General features: G+C 34.6%; 12 protein-coding genes. 11 read left to right on the top strand and 1 reads right to left on the bottom strand.

The window, feature by feature from the left end; all coding sequences use genetic code 11:
- The first annotated feature begins 17 nt into the window (after window positions 1–17).
- The 4 genes from hpf to cccB all read left to right on the top strand — a co-directional run bounded on the left by hpf (window position 18) and on the right by cccB (window position 5,077).
- Window positions 18–569, top strand: coding sequence for a ribosome hibernation-promoting factor, HPF/YfiA family (gene hpf, locus SPD45_RS02340; RefSeq protein ID WP_336265990.1), 552 nt, complete (start codon window positions 18–20; stop codon window positions 567–569).
- A 353-nt stretch (window positions 570–922) separates the two neighbouring features.
- Window positions 923–3,439, top strand: coding sequence for a preprotein translocase subunit SecA (gene secA, locus SPD45_RS02335; protein ID WP_336266062.1), 2,517 nt, complete (start codon window positions 923–925; stop codon window positions 3,437–3,439).
- Window positions 3,440–3,468: 29 nt separating this feature from the next.
- Window positions 3,469–4,570, top strand: a protein-coding gene (gene prfB / locus SPD45_RS02330; protein WP_336265989.1) for a peptide chain release factor 2 whose coding sequence is annotated in 2 segments (ribosomal slippage) — window positions 3,469–3,540 and window positions 3,542–4,570 — 1,101 coding nt in all. Because the reading frame shifts where the segments join, the coding sequence is not laid out codon by codon here.
- A gap of 111 nt (window positions 4,571–4,681) precedes the next feature.
- Window positions 4,682–5,077 (top strand): cytochrome c551, encoded by a 396-nt coding sequence (cccB, locus tag SPD45_RS02325; protein WP_336265987.1) that lies wholly within the window; start codon window positions 4,682–4,684, stop codon window positions 5,075–5,077.
- A gap of 37 nt (window positions 5,078–5,114) precedes the next feature.
- Here cccB and SPD45_RS02320 read toward each other — a convergent pair whose 3' ends face one another.
- Window positions 5,115–5,780, bottom strand: coding sequence for a flagellar brake protein (locus SPD45_RS02320; protein ID WP_336265986.1), 666 nt, complete (start codon window positions 5,778–5,780; stop codon window positions 5,115–5,117).
- A gap of 352 nt (window positions 5,781–6,132) precedes the next feature.
- On the opposite strand from SPD45_RS02320, the gene ftsE reads away from it, so the two are divergent.
- The 7 genes from ftsE (at window position 6,133) to uvrA (ending at window position 17,253) form a co-directional block, all read left to right on the top strand.
- Complete coding sequence (ftsE, locus tag SPD45_RS02315) at window positions 6,133–6,819, top strand: cell division ATP-binding protein FtsE (RefSeq protein ID WP_336265985.1); 687 nt, start codon at window positions 6,133–6,135, stop codon at window positions 6,817–6,819.
- On the top strand, window positions 6,809–7,702 hold the full coding sequence (gene ftsX / locus SPD45_RS02310; protein WP_336265983.1) for a permease-like cell division protein FtsX: 894 nt from the start codon (window positions 6,809–6,811) through the stop codon (window positions 7,700–7,702). Before ftsE ends, ftsX begins: the two co-directional genes overlap by 11 nt.
- Window positions 7,703–7,726: 24 nt before the next feature.
- A complete protein-coding gene (locus tag SPD45_RS02305) occupies window positions 7,727–9,193 on the top strand; it encodes a murein hydrolase activator EnvC family protein (protein WP_336265982.1) in 1,467 nt (488 codons plus the stop codon).
- Window positions 9,194–9,340: 147 nt separating this feature from the next.
- Window positions 9,341–10,792, top strand: coding sequence for a S41 family peptidase (locus SPD45_RS02300; protein WP_336265981.1), 1,452 nt, complete (start codon window positions 9,341–9,343; stop codon window positions 10,790–10,792).
- 26 nt (window positions 10,793–10,818) lie between these two features.
- The gene (locus SPD45_RS02295) at window positions 10,819–12,009 is read left to right on the top strand and encodes a PDZ domain-containing protein (RefSeq protein WP_336265980.1); all 1,191 of its coding nucleotides are present in this window, start codon (window positions 10,819–10,821) and stop codon (window positions 12,007–12,009) included.
- 285 nt (window positions 12,010–12,294) lie between these two features.
- Window positions 12,295–14,277 (top strand): excinuclease ABC subunit UvrB, encoded by a 1,983-nt coding sequence (uvrB, locus tag SPD45_RS02290; RefSeq protein ID WP_336265979.1) that lies wholly within the window; start codon window positions 12,295–12,297, stop codon window positions 14,275–14,277.
- Between the two features lie 105 nt (window positions 14,278–14,382).
- Complete coding sequence (gene uvrA / locus SPD45_RS02285) at window positions 14,383–17,253, top strand: excinuclease ABC subunit UvrA (RefSeq protein WP_336265978.1); 2,871 nt, start codon at window positions 14,383–14,385, stop codon at window positions 17,251–17,253.
- The last annotated feature ends 31 nt before the right edge of the window (window positions 17,254–17,284 follow it).

The following is a 17,284-nucleotide window of genomic DNA, read 5'->3' as shown; positions in this document are numbered from 1 at the left end:
AAAAGGAGGACACTTATATGAACTATATCATTCGTGGCGAAAATATTGAGGTGACACAGGCAATACGTGAGTACGTAGAAAAGAAGATCGCAAAATTAAACAGATACTTTGATACACCTCCGACATCTGATGTCCATGTAAACTTAAGTGTCTATAATGACGAGCAACAAATCGAAGTAACGATTCCAATGCCAAATTTATTATTACGTGCAGAGGAGCAAAATCCAGATTTATATGCAGCGACAGATTTAGTTGTAGATAAATTGGAAAGACAAATTAGAAAACATAAAACGAAAGTAAATCGTAAGTTCAGACAAGAAGGATCTGTGAAACACATTTTTGCTGAATTAGAGAAAGAGGCAAGTCAAGTAGAAGAAGATTCAGATGACATTGAAATTGTACGTACAAAACGTTTCAATTTAAAGCCAATGGATTCAGAAGAGGCAGTTTTACAAATGGATATGTTAGGACATGCATTCTTCGTTTTCACAAATGCTGAAACGAACGACACAAATGTCGTATACCGAAGAAAAGATGGTACGTACGGTTTAATCGAACCGACAAATTAATAAAGCTGTCATTGTGACGGCTACATGAAAAAAAGAAGACGATGTTATTTATACACTCATTATAAATAACATCGTCTTTTTGTGGCTCTTGTCCAAAGAGTGTTGGTGGAAAAAAAGAGATCGCTACTGATTAGTTAGTGACAGTTGTGTGAAAATTAAATATAGGGTGAATTTCTTATATGTAAGTTTATGAATAATGTATATAATATCTTTTTTATAGTATATATTTCATTCAAAATTTAGTCATTTGTTTTGAGGCTGTAGTAACCTCCTAAGTTGTCATCTAAGTTTGAATAGTGGTATGATTAATATTGGGCTATAAGTTAGTTTCCATATGAAAAGGAGCGTTCAGTATAGTGAGTTTATTAAAGAAAATTTTTGGTGATGGGAATCAACGCCAATTGAATCGAATACAAAAAGAAGTAGATAAAATAGAAGCTTTAGAAAGTGATATAGAAGCTTTATCTGATGAAGCATTACAACATAAAACAGTGGAATTTAAAGAACGTATTGAACAAGGAGAAGAGTTAGATCAATTATTACCTGAGGCATATGCCGTTGTACGTGAAGCATCTAAACGTGTATTAAATATGCGTCCATTCCCGGTGCAATTAATAGGGGCAACCGTTTTACATGAAGGTAATATTTCAGAAATGAAAACAGGGGAAGGGAAAACATTATCTTCTACAATGCCGGCTTATTTAAATGCATTATCTGGTAAAGGTGTCCATATTATTACAGTGAACGAATATTTAGCAAATCGTGACGCCGCAGAGATGGGAAAATTATACGAATTTTTAGGATTGACTGTCGGTTTAAATATTAGTGGAATGTCTAAAGAAGAAAAGAAAATGGCGTATGAATGTGATATTACGTACGGAACGAACAATGAATTCGGATTTGATTATTTACGAGATAATATGGTGCTTTATAAAGAACATAAAGTACAACGTGGTTTGAACTTCGCAATCATTGATGAGGTGGACTCTGTTTTAATTGATGAGGCGAGAACACCACTGATTATTTCAGGAAGTGCTAAAAAATCTGCCAGTTTATATGAGCAGGCGAATAGCTTTGTCGTCACATTAAATAAAGAATCAGATTTCACATACGACGAAAAAACGAAAGGTGTACAATTAACAGAGGAAGGGATGAATAAGGCGGAGAAATTTTTCAATATCGAAAATTTATTCGACTTAAACAATGTTTCGTTAACACACCATATTAACCAAGCGTTGAAAGCACATGTTTCCATGCATCGAGATACAGATTATGTGATTGAAGAAGGCGAAGTTGTCATCGTTGACCAATTTACAGGTCGATTAATGAAAGGGCGCCGTTACAGTGACGGATTACACCAAGCAATCGAGGCGAAAGAAGGATTGAAAATCCAAAATGAAAGTATGACTTTAGCATCGATCACATTCCAAAACTATTTTAGAATGTATAACAAGCTTGCAGGAATGACAGGTACTGCGAAAACAGAAGAAGAAGAATTTAGAAATATTTACAATATGGATGTTATTGCGATCCCAACAAATAAACCAATTGCAAGAGAAGATCGACCAGATATGATTTACAAAACGATGGAAGGGAAATTCAATGCTGTCATTGAAGCAATCCACCGTCGCCATGCAATTGGCCAACCAGTATTAGTAGGTACAGTTGCAGTTGAAACATCCGAGTTAATTTCACAGTTATTAAAAAAGAAAAAAATTAAGCATGATGTATTAAACGCAAAAAACCACTATAGAGAAGCAGAAATCATCGAAAACGCGGGACAAAAAGGTTCCGTAACTATTGCGACAAACATGGCAGGTCGTGGAACAGATATTAAGTTAGGATCTGGTGTACTAGAACTTGGTGGATTAGCAGTGATCGGTACAGAACGCCACGAATCTAGACGTATTGATAATCAGTTACGTGGACGTGCCGGACGACAAGGAGATCCAGGTTTATCTCAATTTTTCTTATCGATGGAAGATGAGTTAATGCGCCGTTTCGGTTCAGATAATTTACGTAGTATGATGGATCGTTTAGGAATGGACGACGATCAACCAATTGAAAGTAAAATGGTTTCTCGAGCAGTAGAATCAGCTCAAAAGCGTGTGGAAGGGAATAACTATGATGCACGTAAAACGATTTTATCTTACGATGATGTATTACGTGAACAACGTGAAATTATTTATAAACAGCGTGATGAAATTATCGCTGCCGAAGATAGTATCCGTACAATTATTGAGGAAATGATTCATTCCACAGTTACTCGTCTCGTTCATAACCATACACAAGACGAAGATGATACAGAATGGAATTTAGAGGCAATCGTTCATTATGCACATGCAAATTTATTAAATGAAGAAGACATTTCTGTGGCAGATCTAGAAGGAAAAGATCCTGAAGAAATGATTGCATTTATGATGGAAAAAGTACGCCATCATTATGATGAAAAAGAGCAAGAATTGTTAGAAGAACAAATGCATGAATTTGAAAAAGTAATCTTATTACGAACAGTAGATTCTAAGTGGATGGATCATATTGACCAAATGGATCAATTACGTCAAGGAATTCATTTACGTGCATATGCACAAAATGATCCGTTACGTGAATATCAATTAGAAGGTTTCAATATGTTTGAAGCGATGATTGAAAGTATAGAAGAGGAAGTTTCTAAATATATTATGAAATCGCAAATTCGCCAAAACCTACAACGTGAAGCGGTTGTGAAAAATACACAAGCTGTATCAGGTGGCGGAGAAGAAAAGAAAAAGGTTCGTCAACCTTACGTGAAAAAAGAAACGGTTGGACGAAATGATCCGTGTCCATGTGGAAGTGGAAAAAAATATAAAAATTGTCATGGAAAACAGTAAATTTGCTGTTTTCCAAAGAGGTGGATAATATGGATTTAATGGAAGTAAAGCAAGAATTAGATAAGATGGAAAAAAGAATCGAAGACTTTAGGGGGTCTCTTTGACTTAGACGAAAAGAAAAGTGACATTGCGTCTTTAGAAGAGAAAATGTCTGCACCTAACTTTTGGGATGATCAACAATTAGCTCAAAAAGTCATCGATGAAGTTAACTTTTTAAAAGGAAAAGTAGAGCAATTCGAATCGCTAGAAAATAACGTATCAGATACAATCGTTATGTATGAAATGGTAAAAGAAGAAAACGACGAAGATATGTTAGGTGAATTGCAGGATGAAGTAAAGCAGTTACTTGTGCAAACAGAAAGCTTTGAATTAGAAATGTTATTAAGTGAACCATATGATAAAAACAATGCTATTTTAGAATTACACCCTGGGGCTGGTGGAACAGAATCACAAGATTGGGCGAGTATTTTATTACGTATGTATCAAAGATGGGCAGAAAGCAAAGGATATAAAGTAGAGACTTTAAACTATCTAGCTGGAGATGAAGCAGGTGTCAAAAGTGTTACTTTATTAATTAAAGGACATAATGCATACGGCTATTTAAAAGCTGAAAAAGGAGTTCATCGTCTCGTGCGTATTTCTCCATTTGATTCATCAGGAAGAAGGCATACGTCATTTGTTTCATGTGATGTATCACCGGAATTAGATGACACAGTTGAAATAGAAGTAAATCCAGACGAATTAAAAATTGATACGTACCGTTCTAGTGGTGCTGGTGGACAACATGTTAATACGACAGATTCGGCTGTACGAATCACACATATTCCGACAAATACGATTGTAAGTTGTCAAAATGAACGTTCACAAATAAAAAACCGTGAAGCAGCAATGAAAATGTTAAAATCAAAGTTATACCAACTTGAAATTGAAAAACAACAACAAGAATTAGCGGAGATTCGTGGAGAACAAAAAGAAATTGGTTGGGGAAGCCAAATTCGTTCCTATATTTTTCACCCGTATTCTATGGTGAAGGACCACCGAACAAATTTAGACGTTGGAAATGTACAAGCAGTAGTAGATGGGGATATAGACCCGTTTATTGATGCATATTTACGAGAACATATAAATTAAATGGACAAAATTAAGACAAATTAATGAATTTTTACCAAAAGTGATTTTAAATCGACAAAAATCGGGTATAATAGAAAATGAATTCAAATATAAGTGAGGGGGATTTTCACTATGAAGAAGAGTTTAATGGCTGTTCTTTTTGCACTTATGTTAGTTTTAGCTGCTTGTGGTGGCGGAAATAATGATGCTACTAATAACGATGCAGGTAATACAAATTCTAATACTAACAACACAGAAGAGAACGCTGGAAACAATGAAGGAAATGACAACGCAGGAGATTCAGTTGACAGCGCTGCTGCAGAAGATGTGTACAAATCAAGCTGTGCTAGCTGTCACGGACAAGATTTATCAGGTGGAGCAGGTCCAGACTTAACGAGTGTAGGATCTGAATTATCAGCCGACGATATCTTATCTGTTATTGAAAATGGACAAGGGTCAATGCCTGGTGGTTTAATTTCAGGTGACGACGCTCAAGCAGTAGCAGACTGGTTAGCAAGCCACAAATAATAAAAAAATCCACATAACGTATGTTATGTGGATTTTTTTATGTATGTTCACCTTTTTGAAGCCGTTTTTGTTCTAGTTCTTTACGAAAGCAGTATTGTATAATCTTGGAGCGATCACTTTCTAATATGTCCGTAAATTTAAAGGATATTGCCCTCTCTTTTGTTTCCTCATTTATATCTTCATATCGAACGACCGTAGCGACTGTATCAATCAATATTTTTTCTTTGTGAACTGATTCTATAAGAAGACTAATTTCAATAGCATCATTTATTGCAATTTGTATATTTTTACGGATATACACCTTCACACCGCCGCCGCTTAAATCGATTGTTGTTGCTAAAATCGGTTTCTTTAATTTTAAAGTAACTTCTGTTAATACATTTATCCGAGCAAAAGATCTTCGTTGAATTCGTTCATATGATTTTGGTATTTGACATTGAATAATTGGCATCGTTTCTTTGATGTTTTTAATACTTAAAGTTTCATATTGGTATACTTCCCCGTACTTTGTCGTAATCGTCATTAAAAATGACGTTTGTTCAAAAAAGAATGTCGTTTTACGGGTTCTTTTGTTTGTCGGTTGTTCAATGTAAAAGGATGTATCATTTACTGAGACAACTTTAGAATAAAATATATTATCTAAATTTATTTCATTTTGGATTGGTAACTGTTGAATTTTAATTGTTTGTCCGATAGAAAACATCTTATCTCATCCTATCTTCATCATTATATTCAAATTTTTAAAGGTAAATTTTACCATGACCTTTATACTACCAGAAAATAAAAAATGTTTCTACAAAGATGATTGAACTTTTAAATAGAAAAAATTAGCAACAAATATAGTTCATGTCTTGAAATTTTTAATTGATGCGTGATACTATCGCTCTTTGAAGAAGATTATCGTTCACTACTTGTTAATATATTTCAGTTTGAAATAAATTTGTAACCAGATTATTACTAAAAAAATTGTTGATTTATGTTATGCTATATATGATGTGATTTTAGAAAGTTGATAGAAGCTATCGTGAATATAAATATTGAAGGTGAAAATATAAATGATAACAATGAAAAATGTTCATAAAGTGTACCCAAATGGGGTTACAGCAGTAAACGGCATCGATGTCGAAATTGATAAAGGTGAATTCGTTTACATCGTCGGACCAAGTGGGGCTGGTAAGTCTACATTTATCCGACTTATTTATCGAGAAGAAGTACCAACTAAAGGAGAAATTATTGTACAAGGTGTGAATGCTTCCAAATTAAAAAATAAAGAAGTCCCGTTATTTAGAAGAGATATTGGAGTTGTTTTCCAAGACTTTAAATTGTTACCAAAACTAACAGTCTATGAAAATGTTGCATTCGCTCTAGAAGTAATTGAAGAATCAACAACCGTTATTCGGAAACGAGTGATGGAAGTATTAGATTTAGTAGGTTTAAAACATAAAGCACGATCGATTCCAGATGAATTATCGGGCGGAGAGCAACAAAGAGTTTCTATTGCAAGGGCGATTGCGAATCATCCAAAAATTTTAATTGCGGATGAACCGACAGGGAACTTAGACCCTGATACATCTTGGTCTATTATGAGAATACTAGAAGAGATTAATGCACGAGGTACAACAGTAATTATGGCAACTCATAGTAAAGAAATTGTAAACACCATTAAAAAACGAGTGATCGCAATAGAAAATGGAGTAATAGTAAGAGACGAAAGTCGAGGAGAATACGGTTATGAAATTTAGTACATTGAAAAGACATATAAGGGAAGGTGTCAAAAACATATTCCGAAATGGGTGGATGTCTGTTGCTTCCATTGGAGCAGTGACAGTGGCACTTATTTTAGTAGCAATCTTTGTTACAGTTATTTTGAACATCAACCAAATGACATCGAATGTTGAGAAGGACGTTGAAATAAAAGTCTTAATTGAACTGACAGCAGATGAGGATCAAATAAAAACGTTAGGTGAAGAAATAGAAGATATTAATGGAATTGAAACGATGCGTTTTTCTTCTAAAGATGATGAATTGAATTTATTAGTAGAAGGAATGGGGGAACAAGGGGAAGCTTGGGCACTATTCGAACAAGATAACCCATTAAACCATGCTTATGTAGTGAAAGCGAAAGACCCTCAACAGACAGAGGTAATTGCAGCGAAAATCGAAAATTTCGAAAATGTTTATAAAGTAAACTTTGGACAAGATGTTGTCCCACAATTATTTAAGTTTAATAACTATGCAAGAGCGACAGGATTAGCGCTTATTGCTGGTCTAGTGTTTATGGCAGTATTTTTAATCTCAAATACGATTAAATTAACCATCCATGCACGTAGTACAGAAATTGGAATTATGAGATTAGTAGGAGCAACGAACAACTTCATCCGCCTTCCATTTTTTGTAGAAGGATTTTTATTAGGTGTGTTAGGTTCCATTATCCCAATTGTTGTTACTTTAATTGGTTATCATTTTGTTATAAAAAATGTGAGTGGACAAACATCCTTTAATTTTGTACAACTACTTCCATACAATCCTTTTGTATGGCAATTATCGTTGTTCATCGTATTAATAGGAGGGATTATCGGGACACTTGGAAGTGGTATGAGTGTGCGTAAGTTCTTAAAAGTATAGAGACAAATGAAAAGGAGCTAAGAGATGAATATGAGAAAGTATGTTAAGTTAGTAGGTTTATTGTTATTATCTTTTTCAATTGTCTTCATTTCAAATCATGGCAAAGTAGAGGCAAAAACTACAAATGATTTAGACAATGAAATCAATGAATTAAATAAAAAGGGAAACGATGTAAATAAAAAGAAAAAAGATGTTTCAGACGAATCGTCTTCTGTAAAGAAGGAAAAGTCGAAAAATAAAAAAGAGCAAACATCTGTGGAAGAACAGTTAGCTGAAATAAATACCGAATTAGAAGAAACAAAATCAAATATTTTAGCAAAAGAAGAAGAAATAGAGAAAACAGTTCAAGAAATAAATGATTTAGATAATGAAATTGAACAATTAAAAGAAGATATTATTGAATTAGAAGAACGGATTGAAAAAAGAGAAGAACTTTTACGTGATCGATTACGTTCGATTCAAGAAGCTGGTGGAGACATTCCATTCTTATCTGTAGTGTTAAGTTCGAAAAGTTTTAATGAATTAATTAGTAGAACTTCAGCAGTTAACTCCATTATGGATCAAGATAAAAATATTATGATTGAACATGAACAAGATCAAAAAGAACTTGAAGAAAAACAAGTTGCTGTAGAAGACAAGAAAGCAAGTGTAGAAAAGAAAAAAGAAGAACAAGAAAGTCAAAAAGCAAGTTTAGAGTCATTAGAAGCTAAGTTAGATAAACAAAATAAAGAAAAAGAGTCTATCATGGCTGCATTAAAAGAAGAATTTGAAGAACTTGAAAATTATGAGTTTACACTAGATGAAGAAAAAGAAATTTTACAACAGCAAGAAGAAGCAATACTAAAAGCAAAGGAATTAGCTGAATCAGAGAAGGCAGAAATTGAAGAAGCTGAAAGACAAGCTAAACTAGAAGCGGAACGTCAGGCGGCAGCTGAAAGAGAGAAGGAAAAAGAACAAGCGAGCCAAGCATCTTCTAGTAGTAATGCTTCTACATCCAAAAAGCAATCGAGTAATACACAATCTTCGGCATCAAGTGGAAATCCAGCTCCTCCATTACAAAGTGGTGGGAATGGCGTATTAAATTGGCCTACAGCGTCAAAAAATGTTTCGTCTGGATATGGTCCGAGATGGGGAACAGAGCATAAAGGAATTGATATTGCAGCAGGAAAAGGAACAGCAGTGCACGCAGCACAAAGCGGTGTCGTTAGTCGAGTTGTTACAGGTTGTGTAGAAGGAGACCGTTCTTGTGGTGGAGGATTTGGAAACCATATTATGATCGTACACCAACTAAACGGCAAAACGTATACAACAATTTATGCACACTTATCTAGTGTGAATGTTTCAAATGGACAATCAGTTAGTTCAGGACAACATATAGGAGGAATCGGTAATACCGGAGACTCCTATGGGGCACATTTACATTTCGAAGTACACCCTGGTGGTTATGGAGGTAGAGGTACTGCCGCAAACCCGATGGGATATTTACCGTAATAGGATGGATAAACATCTCTAAATTAGAAGTTTCTCTAATTTAGAGATGTTTTCTTTTATCTGATTGTATACATGTTAGGAATGGACAATAGTTTTATGGTAAAATAAAAGGTAGAGTAAATTTTCACAATATTTGAGGTGAACGACGTGAATAAAAAAGAGTTAATTATATTCGTTATTTTTACATTTTTCGTCGGTTTTTTAGGAGCTTTTGTTGGATTAAAAGTGATGGAACCGAAACTAGTAACGAATGAAAACATAAAAGCACCTGCAGCTTCTGAAAATTCGAATGTAGAAAATGAAAACATGCAACTCATTCAAGAAGCTTATGAACTAATTGAAGGAAATTATGTAGAAGATGTGGAAGATGGTCAATTATTAGAAGGTGCTATTCAAGGAATGATTGATACATTAGATGATCCATATAGTTCTTATATGAACGTAGAAGATATAAAAGAGTTTAACGAACAAATTGAATCATCCTTTCAAGGAATTGGTGCGGAAGTAAGTTTAGTGGATGGGATTGTAACTATTGTTTCTCCAATTAAAAATTCCCCAGCAGAAAAGGCTGGCTTACGTCCAAATGACCAAATATTAAAGGTAGATGATGAATCACTAGAAGGTTTAGACCTAAATGAAGCTGTCGCAAAAATTCGTGGTGAAAAAGGGACAGAAGTTGTTATACTCGTGCAAAGAAAAGGTGTATCAAAACCGAAAGAATACACACTAATCCGTGATGATATCCCGATAGAAACAGTATATAATGAAATAAAAGAAGTTGATGGGAAAAAGACAGGTATTATTGAAATAACGTCCTTTTCTGAAACGACTGCTAAGGAATTTGAAGAAGCTTTAACAAAATTAGAAGATAAAGGAATGGAAGGATTAGTGATCGACGTTCGTGGAAATCCGGGCGGTTTATTAGATTCGATTGAAGATATTTTACACCATTTCGTTCCAAGTGATGTTCCTTACTTACAAATTGAAGATGGAAATGGCGAAGTTGATAAATTTTATACAAAGTTAGATGAAAAAAAATCGTATCCAATCAATGTAATAGTTGATGAAGGAAGTGCATCTGCATCAGAAATATTAGCAGTCGCAATGAAAGAAATTGGTTATGATATTGTTGGAGAAACTACATTTGGAAAAGGTACTGTTCAACAGGCTGTGCCAATTGGAAAAGATAAAGACCAAAATACGGTGAAATTAACATTTTATAAATGGTTATCTCCAGAAGGGAACTGGATCCATGAAAAAGGTGTGAAACCAACTGTAGAACAAAAACAACCAGCATATTTCTATACGAGTCCCATTCAAGTAGAAAAGACATTCGTTTTAGATCAAAACGATGAGGAAATTGCACATGCACAAACGATGTTAAAAGGATTAGGTTATGACTCAAAACGTGATGATGGATACTTTGATGAGACTACAAAGCAAGCAGTTCAATCATTTCAAAAAGATCATGATTTAGAAGTAACTGGTGAAATAGATGAAAAAACAGCAGGAAAAATTGAATCGGAAATTTTAGATATTATCCGAAGTGGCAAAGAGGATCTACAATTAGAAAAGGCACTAGATGTTTTATATAAATAGAGAAAAATGATAGTAGGTGAAAATCGATGCTAGAACAGTGGGCGTTCGAATTATTAAAAGGTATTGGTAAAATATTTTTACACCCATTATTGTATTGGACTTTCTTTTTGTTATGTATTATCGGGTATAAACGTATAAAAAAGGAACGTTATAATTTTGGGACAAAAATTTATCATTACTTCACAGAAATTAAATATACATTTCCATTAACAGTCATAGCTAGCATCGTACTTTCAGCTGCTACAATTCTATTTGGAATTGTACTTTCTTATGAAGTAATGATCGTTTTAGCGATTGTTACGATTGTATTTAGCTTATTTGGTTCACTACAATTTTTATCTGCTAGTTATACCATTGGGATGACGTTTATTTTATTGTTAGTGTTGCCGTTTTTACAGCGCTATATAGATGTACCGTATGTAGATTTTACTACCATATCGATGGTGCATTTTGTCGGATTAACATTATTACTTGCGTTGTTATTACTTTTTGAAGCAATTTTTATGACAAGAACAAAATCGAAACCGGCATTTCCTTCTTTACATTTGAGTGAACGGGGAGTTTGGGTAGGACAATTTGAAGCAAAACGGATGATGATGGTCCCATTTTTCATACTGATTCCTTCCGATAGTGTAACTGCGATTACACCATTTTTTCCCTATTTTTCTTTTGGTGATCAAACCTTTAGTTTAATATTATTACCATTTATTTTCGGTTATCAATACCGTATGCAAAGTGGGTTGCCAAATGAATTATTAGGAAAAATTACGAAACGGACATATGTTTTAGTTGCCATTGTCATTGCAGGTGCTATTACAAGTATTTTCTATCCATTCGTATCATTTATTACTATTTTAGTTGCATTAGTTGGTAAGGAATGGATGACGTATCGGCATAAAGTAAGAGATAGAGAAAGCTCACCAATGTTTCATCCTTTAGATAAAGGTATTAAAGTGTTTGCAATGATGCCGAATAGTCCTGTTGAACGATTAGGAATTAAAGTCGGAGAAATTATTTTAAAGGTAAATAATGTTAATGTTACAAACTCATCTGAATTTTATGAAGCATTACAAACGAGTCAAACGAATTTCAAAATAGATGTTCTAGATGAAAATGGTGAAATAAGATTTGTTCACGGGACATTCTTTGCTGAGGATCATTATGAACTAGGTTTATTATTTACCGAACAACCACACAAGTATAAAGAAAAAGAATGAATATAAAATCACACTTTCATATATGGAAGTGTGATTTTTCGGCTCTTTTAGAAAAGTACGAAATATTTATAAGTTTATGTAAATGACAATATAAGATAGATATGAATAACTTCGCATATATACAAACTATATGTTCCTTAAATATATATGGAAAAATGAACAATTAGTAAATACGTATGTTTGAAAGAGAGGAATGTTGAGCAATCATAATGGAATGTTCGTTCGTATATATGATACAATTAATGTAAGAAAACATGATAATATGTGAAGATTGGAGAACTTAACATGGCGGAAAAGTTTGAACTTGTTTCATCTTTTAAACCACAAGGAGACCAACCGAAAGCAATTGAAAAGTTAGTAAAACAAATAGACGAAGGTGAAAACCATTTAACATTATTAGGTGCAACAGGTACTGGAAAAACATTTACTGTATCGAATGTTGTGACAGAAATTAATCGACCAACACTCGTTATTGCACATAATAAAACGTTAGCTGGTCAGTTATATAGTGAATTTAAAGAATTTTTCCCGAACAATGCAGTGGAATATTTTGTTAGTTATTATGATTATTATCAACCAGAGGCATATGTTCCATCAACAGATACATTTATTGAAAAAGATGCGAGCATAAACGATGAAATTGATAAATTACGACACTCAGCCACATCGGCTTTATTTGAGCGTCGCGATGTGTTAATCGTTGCTAGTGTATCTTGTATATATGGTTTAGGTTCACCGGAGGAATATAAAAATCAAGTGTTATCGATTCGTACTGGAATGGAAAAAGAGCGTGATATATTATTGCGAGAACTAGTGGATATTCAATATGCACGAAATGATATCGATTTTTCGCGTGGGACATTCCGAGTTCGGGGAGATTCTGTTGAAATTATTCCGGCATCAAAAGAAGAGCATTGTATACGAATTGAATTTTTTGGAGATGAAATTGATCGTATTCGTGAAGTAGATGCATTAACCGGAGAGATTATCGGTGATCGAGATCATGTTGCTATTTTCCCAGCGTCACACTTCGTGACAGGTGATGAAAAAATGAAAATTGCAATTAAAAATATTGAACTCGAATTAGAAGAACGTTTGAAAGAACTTGAAGCAGAAAATCGTTTATTAGAAGCACAAAGACTTGAACAACGAACGAATTACGATTTAGAAATGATGCGAGAAATGGGCTTTTGCTCAGGGATTGAAAATTACTCACGTCATTTAACCCTGCGTGAATCTGGTTCGACCCCATATACATTACTTGATTTCTTTCCGGATGATTTTTTAGTCGTCATTGATGAATCACATGCAACATTGCCACAAATTCGTGGGATGTATAATGGAGATAGAGCAAGGAAACAAATGTTAGTAGATCATGGATTTCGTTTGCCGTCTGCATTAGATAACCGCCCATTAAAGTTTGAAGAATTCGAACTGAAAACACATCAAAATGTATATGTTTCTGCAACACCTGGACCTTATGAACAAGAACATACGAAAGAAATGGTGGAGCAGATTATTCGTCCAACAGGATTATTGGACCCTGTCGTTGAAGTTCGACCGATTGATGGACAAATCGATGACCTTATTGCAGAAATAAATAAACGGATTGATCGGAATGAACGTGTGCTTATTACGACATTGACGAAAAGAATGTCGGAAGATTTAACGGATTATTTAAAAGAACTTGATTTTAAAGTTGCTTATTTACATTCCGAAGTGAAAACATTGGAACGGATTGAAATTATTCGTGATTTACGGGTGAAAAAATATGATGTTCTCGTTGGTATTAATTTATTACGTGAGGGACTAGATATTCCTGAAGTATCACTTGTTGCAATACTGGATGCAGATAAAGAAGGTTTCTTACGTTCTGAACGTTCCTTAATTCAAACGATGGGACGTGCCGCACGTAATGAGAACGGACAAGTTATTATGTATGCAGATAAAATTACCGACTCGATGCAAGTTGCAATCGATGAGACGAATCGTCGTCGTGACATACAACAAGCGTATAATGAAGAGCATGGTATTACACCGAAAACGATTAAGAAAGATGTACGTGAATTAATTCGAGCAACGGTTGCGGCAGAGGAAGAAGCAGGTTATGAAGTAGACCGTATTTCCGAAATCCGAAAAATGCCGAAAAAAGCTCGGGCAGAAGTAATCGAACAGATGGAAGAAGAAATGCGAGAAGCTGCAAAACAATTAGATTTTGAGCGCGCAACAGAATTACGAGATATAATTTTTGAATTAAAAGTAGAATGAATGATCAAAGGAGGCAAGGAAATAGCGAAATGATAAAAAACATCAAGAGCTTATTTTCATTGCCTTTTTTCATCGTATGAAATAGCAGTTGGAAGGATGGAGTATATGTCAAATAAACATATTAAGATACTCGGTGCACGTGCACATAACTTAAAGAATATTGATATAAATATACCGAAAAATAAACTTGTTGTTGTAACAGGTCTTTCAGGTTCAGGAAAATCATCTTTAGCGTTTGACACCATTTATGCAGAAGGACAACGGAGATATGTGGAATCATTGTCTGCCTATGCAAGACAGTTTTTAGGACAAATGGATAAACCGGATGTAGATACGATTGAAGGACTGTCCCCGGCCATTTCTATTGACCAAAAAACGACGAGTAAAAATCCACGTTCTACTGTTGCGACAGTGACAGAAATATACGACTACTTACGTTTATTATATGCACGAATTGGACATCCTTACTGTCCGATTCACGGTATTGAAATAGCCTCACAAACGATTCAACAGATGGTCGATCAAATTATGGACTACCCGGAAAGAACGAGGTTACAAGTATTAGCACCAGTCGTTTCAGGACGAAAAGGTGAACATGTAAAAGTGTTAGAGGATTTAAAACAAGAAGGATATGTTCGTCTTCGTGTCGATGGAGAAATGCGCGAAATTAATGAAGAAATTGTACTTGATAAAAATAAAGTACATTCGATAGAAGTTGTGATTGATCGGATTATCGTAAAGGACGGAATCGAAAGTCGTTTAACAGACTCTTTAGAGACAGCTTTACCACTTGGAGAGGGACGTGTCATCATCGATATAATCGGTGAAGAAGAAATTGTAATGAATGAAAATCATGCATGTCCGGAATGTGGCTTTTCAATTGATGAATTAGAGCCACGCCTTTTTTCTTTTAACAGTCCATTTGGTGCTTGTCCTACATGTGATGGATTAGGTACAAATTTAGAAGTTGATATCGATTTAGTTATTCCAGATTGGGATAAGTCGTTAAAAGAACATGCTATCGCAGCGTGGGAGCCAATAAGTTCGCAATACTATCCACAATTATTACAGTCAGTTTGTACTCATTATGGGATAGATATGACGATTCCAGTGAAAGATATTCCGAAAAAACAGATGGATATTATTTTATATGGTAGTGGGAAAGAAACATTAACATTTACGTATGTGAATGATTTTGGAAAAACGAAGAGCAGTAAAATTCAATTCGAAGGTGTGATGAATAATATTGCACGCCGCTATCATGAAACATCTTCCGACTTTATTCGTGAAACATTAGAAAAATATATGGCAGAAAATGAATGTCCATCTTGTCATGGATATCGATTGAATGAAAAAGCATTAGCAGTATTCGTCCAAGATAAACATATTAGTGAAGTAACAGATTTTTCAATTTCAGAAGCATTGGCATTCTTTCAAGGATTATCATTAACGGAGAAGGAACGTCAAATTGCAAATATGATATTAAAAGAAATTAATGATCGTTTATACTTTTTACAAAATGTCGGTTTAAATTATTTAACGATGTCCCGTGCATCAGGTACATTATCTGGTGGAGAAGCACAGAGAATTCGTTTAGCAACACAAATTGGTTCAGCCTTGACAGGTGTGTTATATGTGTTAGATGAACCGTCTATTGGATTACACCAACGAGATAATGATCGCTTAATTGAAACGATGCAACATATGGTTGATTTAGATAATACATTAATTGTAGTAGAGCATGATGAAGATACTATGCTAGCTGCGGATTGGATTGTCGATATAGGTCCAGGAGCTGGAGATCATGGAGGAAACATCGTGGCAAATGGCACACCGAAACAAGTAATGCGATCCGCTAAATCGTTAACAGGACAATACTTATCCGGAAAGAAAATTATAGAAATACCAGAAGAGCGTCGTCCATTAACGAATCGATTTATAGAAGTAGTCGGGGCGAAAGAAAATAATTTAAAAGATATATCCGCACAATTTCCGATTGGTGTCATGACTGTTGTGACAGGAGTTTCTGGTTCAGGAAAAAGTACACTTGTCAATGAAATTTTATATAAGTCATTAGCTAAATATTTATATAATGGAAAGCATAGACCAGGTGCACATGATAAAGTAAATGGATTAGAACATATTGAAAAAGTTATTGATATAAACCAAGCGCCGATTGGAAGAACGCCGAGATCAAACCCTGCCACATATACTGGTGTGTTTGATGATATTCGTGATGTGTTTGCCGAAACGAATGAAGCGAAAGTACGAGGCTATAAAAAAGGGCGCTTCAGCTTTAATGTGAAAGGTGGCCGTTGTGAAGCTTGTCGTGGAGATGGGATATTAAAAATTGAAATGCACTTTTTACCTGATGTATATGTTCCTTGTGAAGTATGTGAGGGAAAAAGATATAATAGAGAAACATTGGATATTACATTTAAAGGAAAAAACATTGCTGATGTGTTGGATATGCGTGTAGAAGAAGCTTTGCAATTTTTTAGCAACATTCCTAGAATTCAACGTAAACTACAGACAGTGCAAGATGTTGGACTCGGTTATATTAAATTAGGACAGCCGGCAACAACTTTATCTGGTGGAGAAGCACAGCGTGTGAAGCTGGCAAGTGAATTGCATAAACGATCAAACGGAAAAACTGTTTATATTTTAGATGAACCAACTACAGGGCTTCATACAGATGATATAAAACGTTTATTAGCGGTTTTACAACGACTTGTTGAAAATGGTGATTCTGTCATCGTTATCGAACATAATTTAGATGTTATTAAAACAGCTGATCATCTTATTGATTTAGGACCAGAAGGTGGAGATGGTGGCGGTGAAATTATTGCAACAGGTACACCAGAAGAAGTAGCAAAAAATAAAGCTTCTCATACAGGGAAGTACTTAAAAATCATTATGGAAAGAGACCGTCAACGAATGGAAGTATTAGTTGAAAAAGCAATGAAAAAAGGGTAAACATAAATTTTGACGGAAATCTTAAATGTTT

Source organism: Pseudogracilibacillus sp. SO10305 (assembly GCF_037072005.1).
Lineage (GTDB): Bacteria > Bacillota > Bacilli > Bacillales > Amphibacillaceae > Pseudogracilibacillus > Pseudogracilibacillus intestinigallinarum.
The sequence above is the reverse complement of the archived record's forward strand: the minus strand, read 5'-3'. Positions and strand labels throughout refer to the sequence as shown.

What these genes read in the sequence shown, in the direction of transcription:
- SPD45_RS02320 (WP_336265986.1), bottom strand. Translation starts at nt 5,780, where the DNA reads ATGTTTTCTATCGGACAAACAATTAAAATTCAACAGTTACCAATCCAA.
- cccB (WP_336265987.1), top strand. Translation starts at nt 4,682, where the DNA reads ATGAAGAAGAGTTTAATGGCTGTTCTTTTTGCACTTATGTTAGTTTTA.
- SPD45_RS02295 (WP_336265980.1), top strand. Translation starts at nt 10,819, where the DNA reads ATGCTAGAACAGTGGGCGTTCGAATTATTAAAAGGTATTGGTAAAATA.
- ftsX (WP_336265983.1), top strand. Translation starts at nt 6,809, where the DNA reads ATGAAATTTAGTACATTGAAAAGACATATAAGGGAAGGTGTCAAAAAC.
- SPD45_RS02305 (WP_336265982.1), top strand. Translation starts at nt 7,727, where the DNA reads ATGAATATGAGAAAGTATGTTAAGTTAGTAGGTTTATTGTTATTATCT.
- ftsE (WP_336265985.1), top strand. Translation starts at nt 6,133, where the DNA reads ATGATAACAATGAAAAATGTTCATAAAGTGTACCCAAATGGGGTTACA.
- uvrA (WP_336265978.1), top strand. Translation starts at nt 14,383, where the DNA reads ATGTCAAATAAACATATTAAGATACTCGGTGCACGTGCACATAACTTA.
- hpf (WP_336265990.1), top strand. Translation starts at nt 18, where the DNA reads ATGAACTATATCATTCGTGGCGAAAATATTGAGGTGACACAGGCAATA.
- uvrB (WP_336265979.1), top strand. Translation starts at nt 12,295, where the DNA reads ATGGCGGAAAAGTTTGAACTTGTTTCATCTTTTAAACCACAAGGAGAC.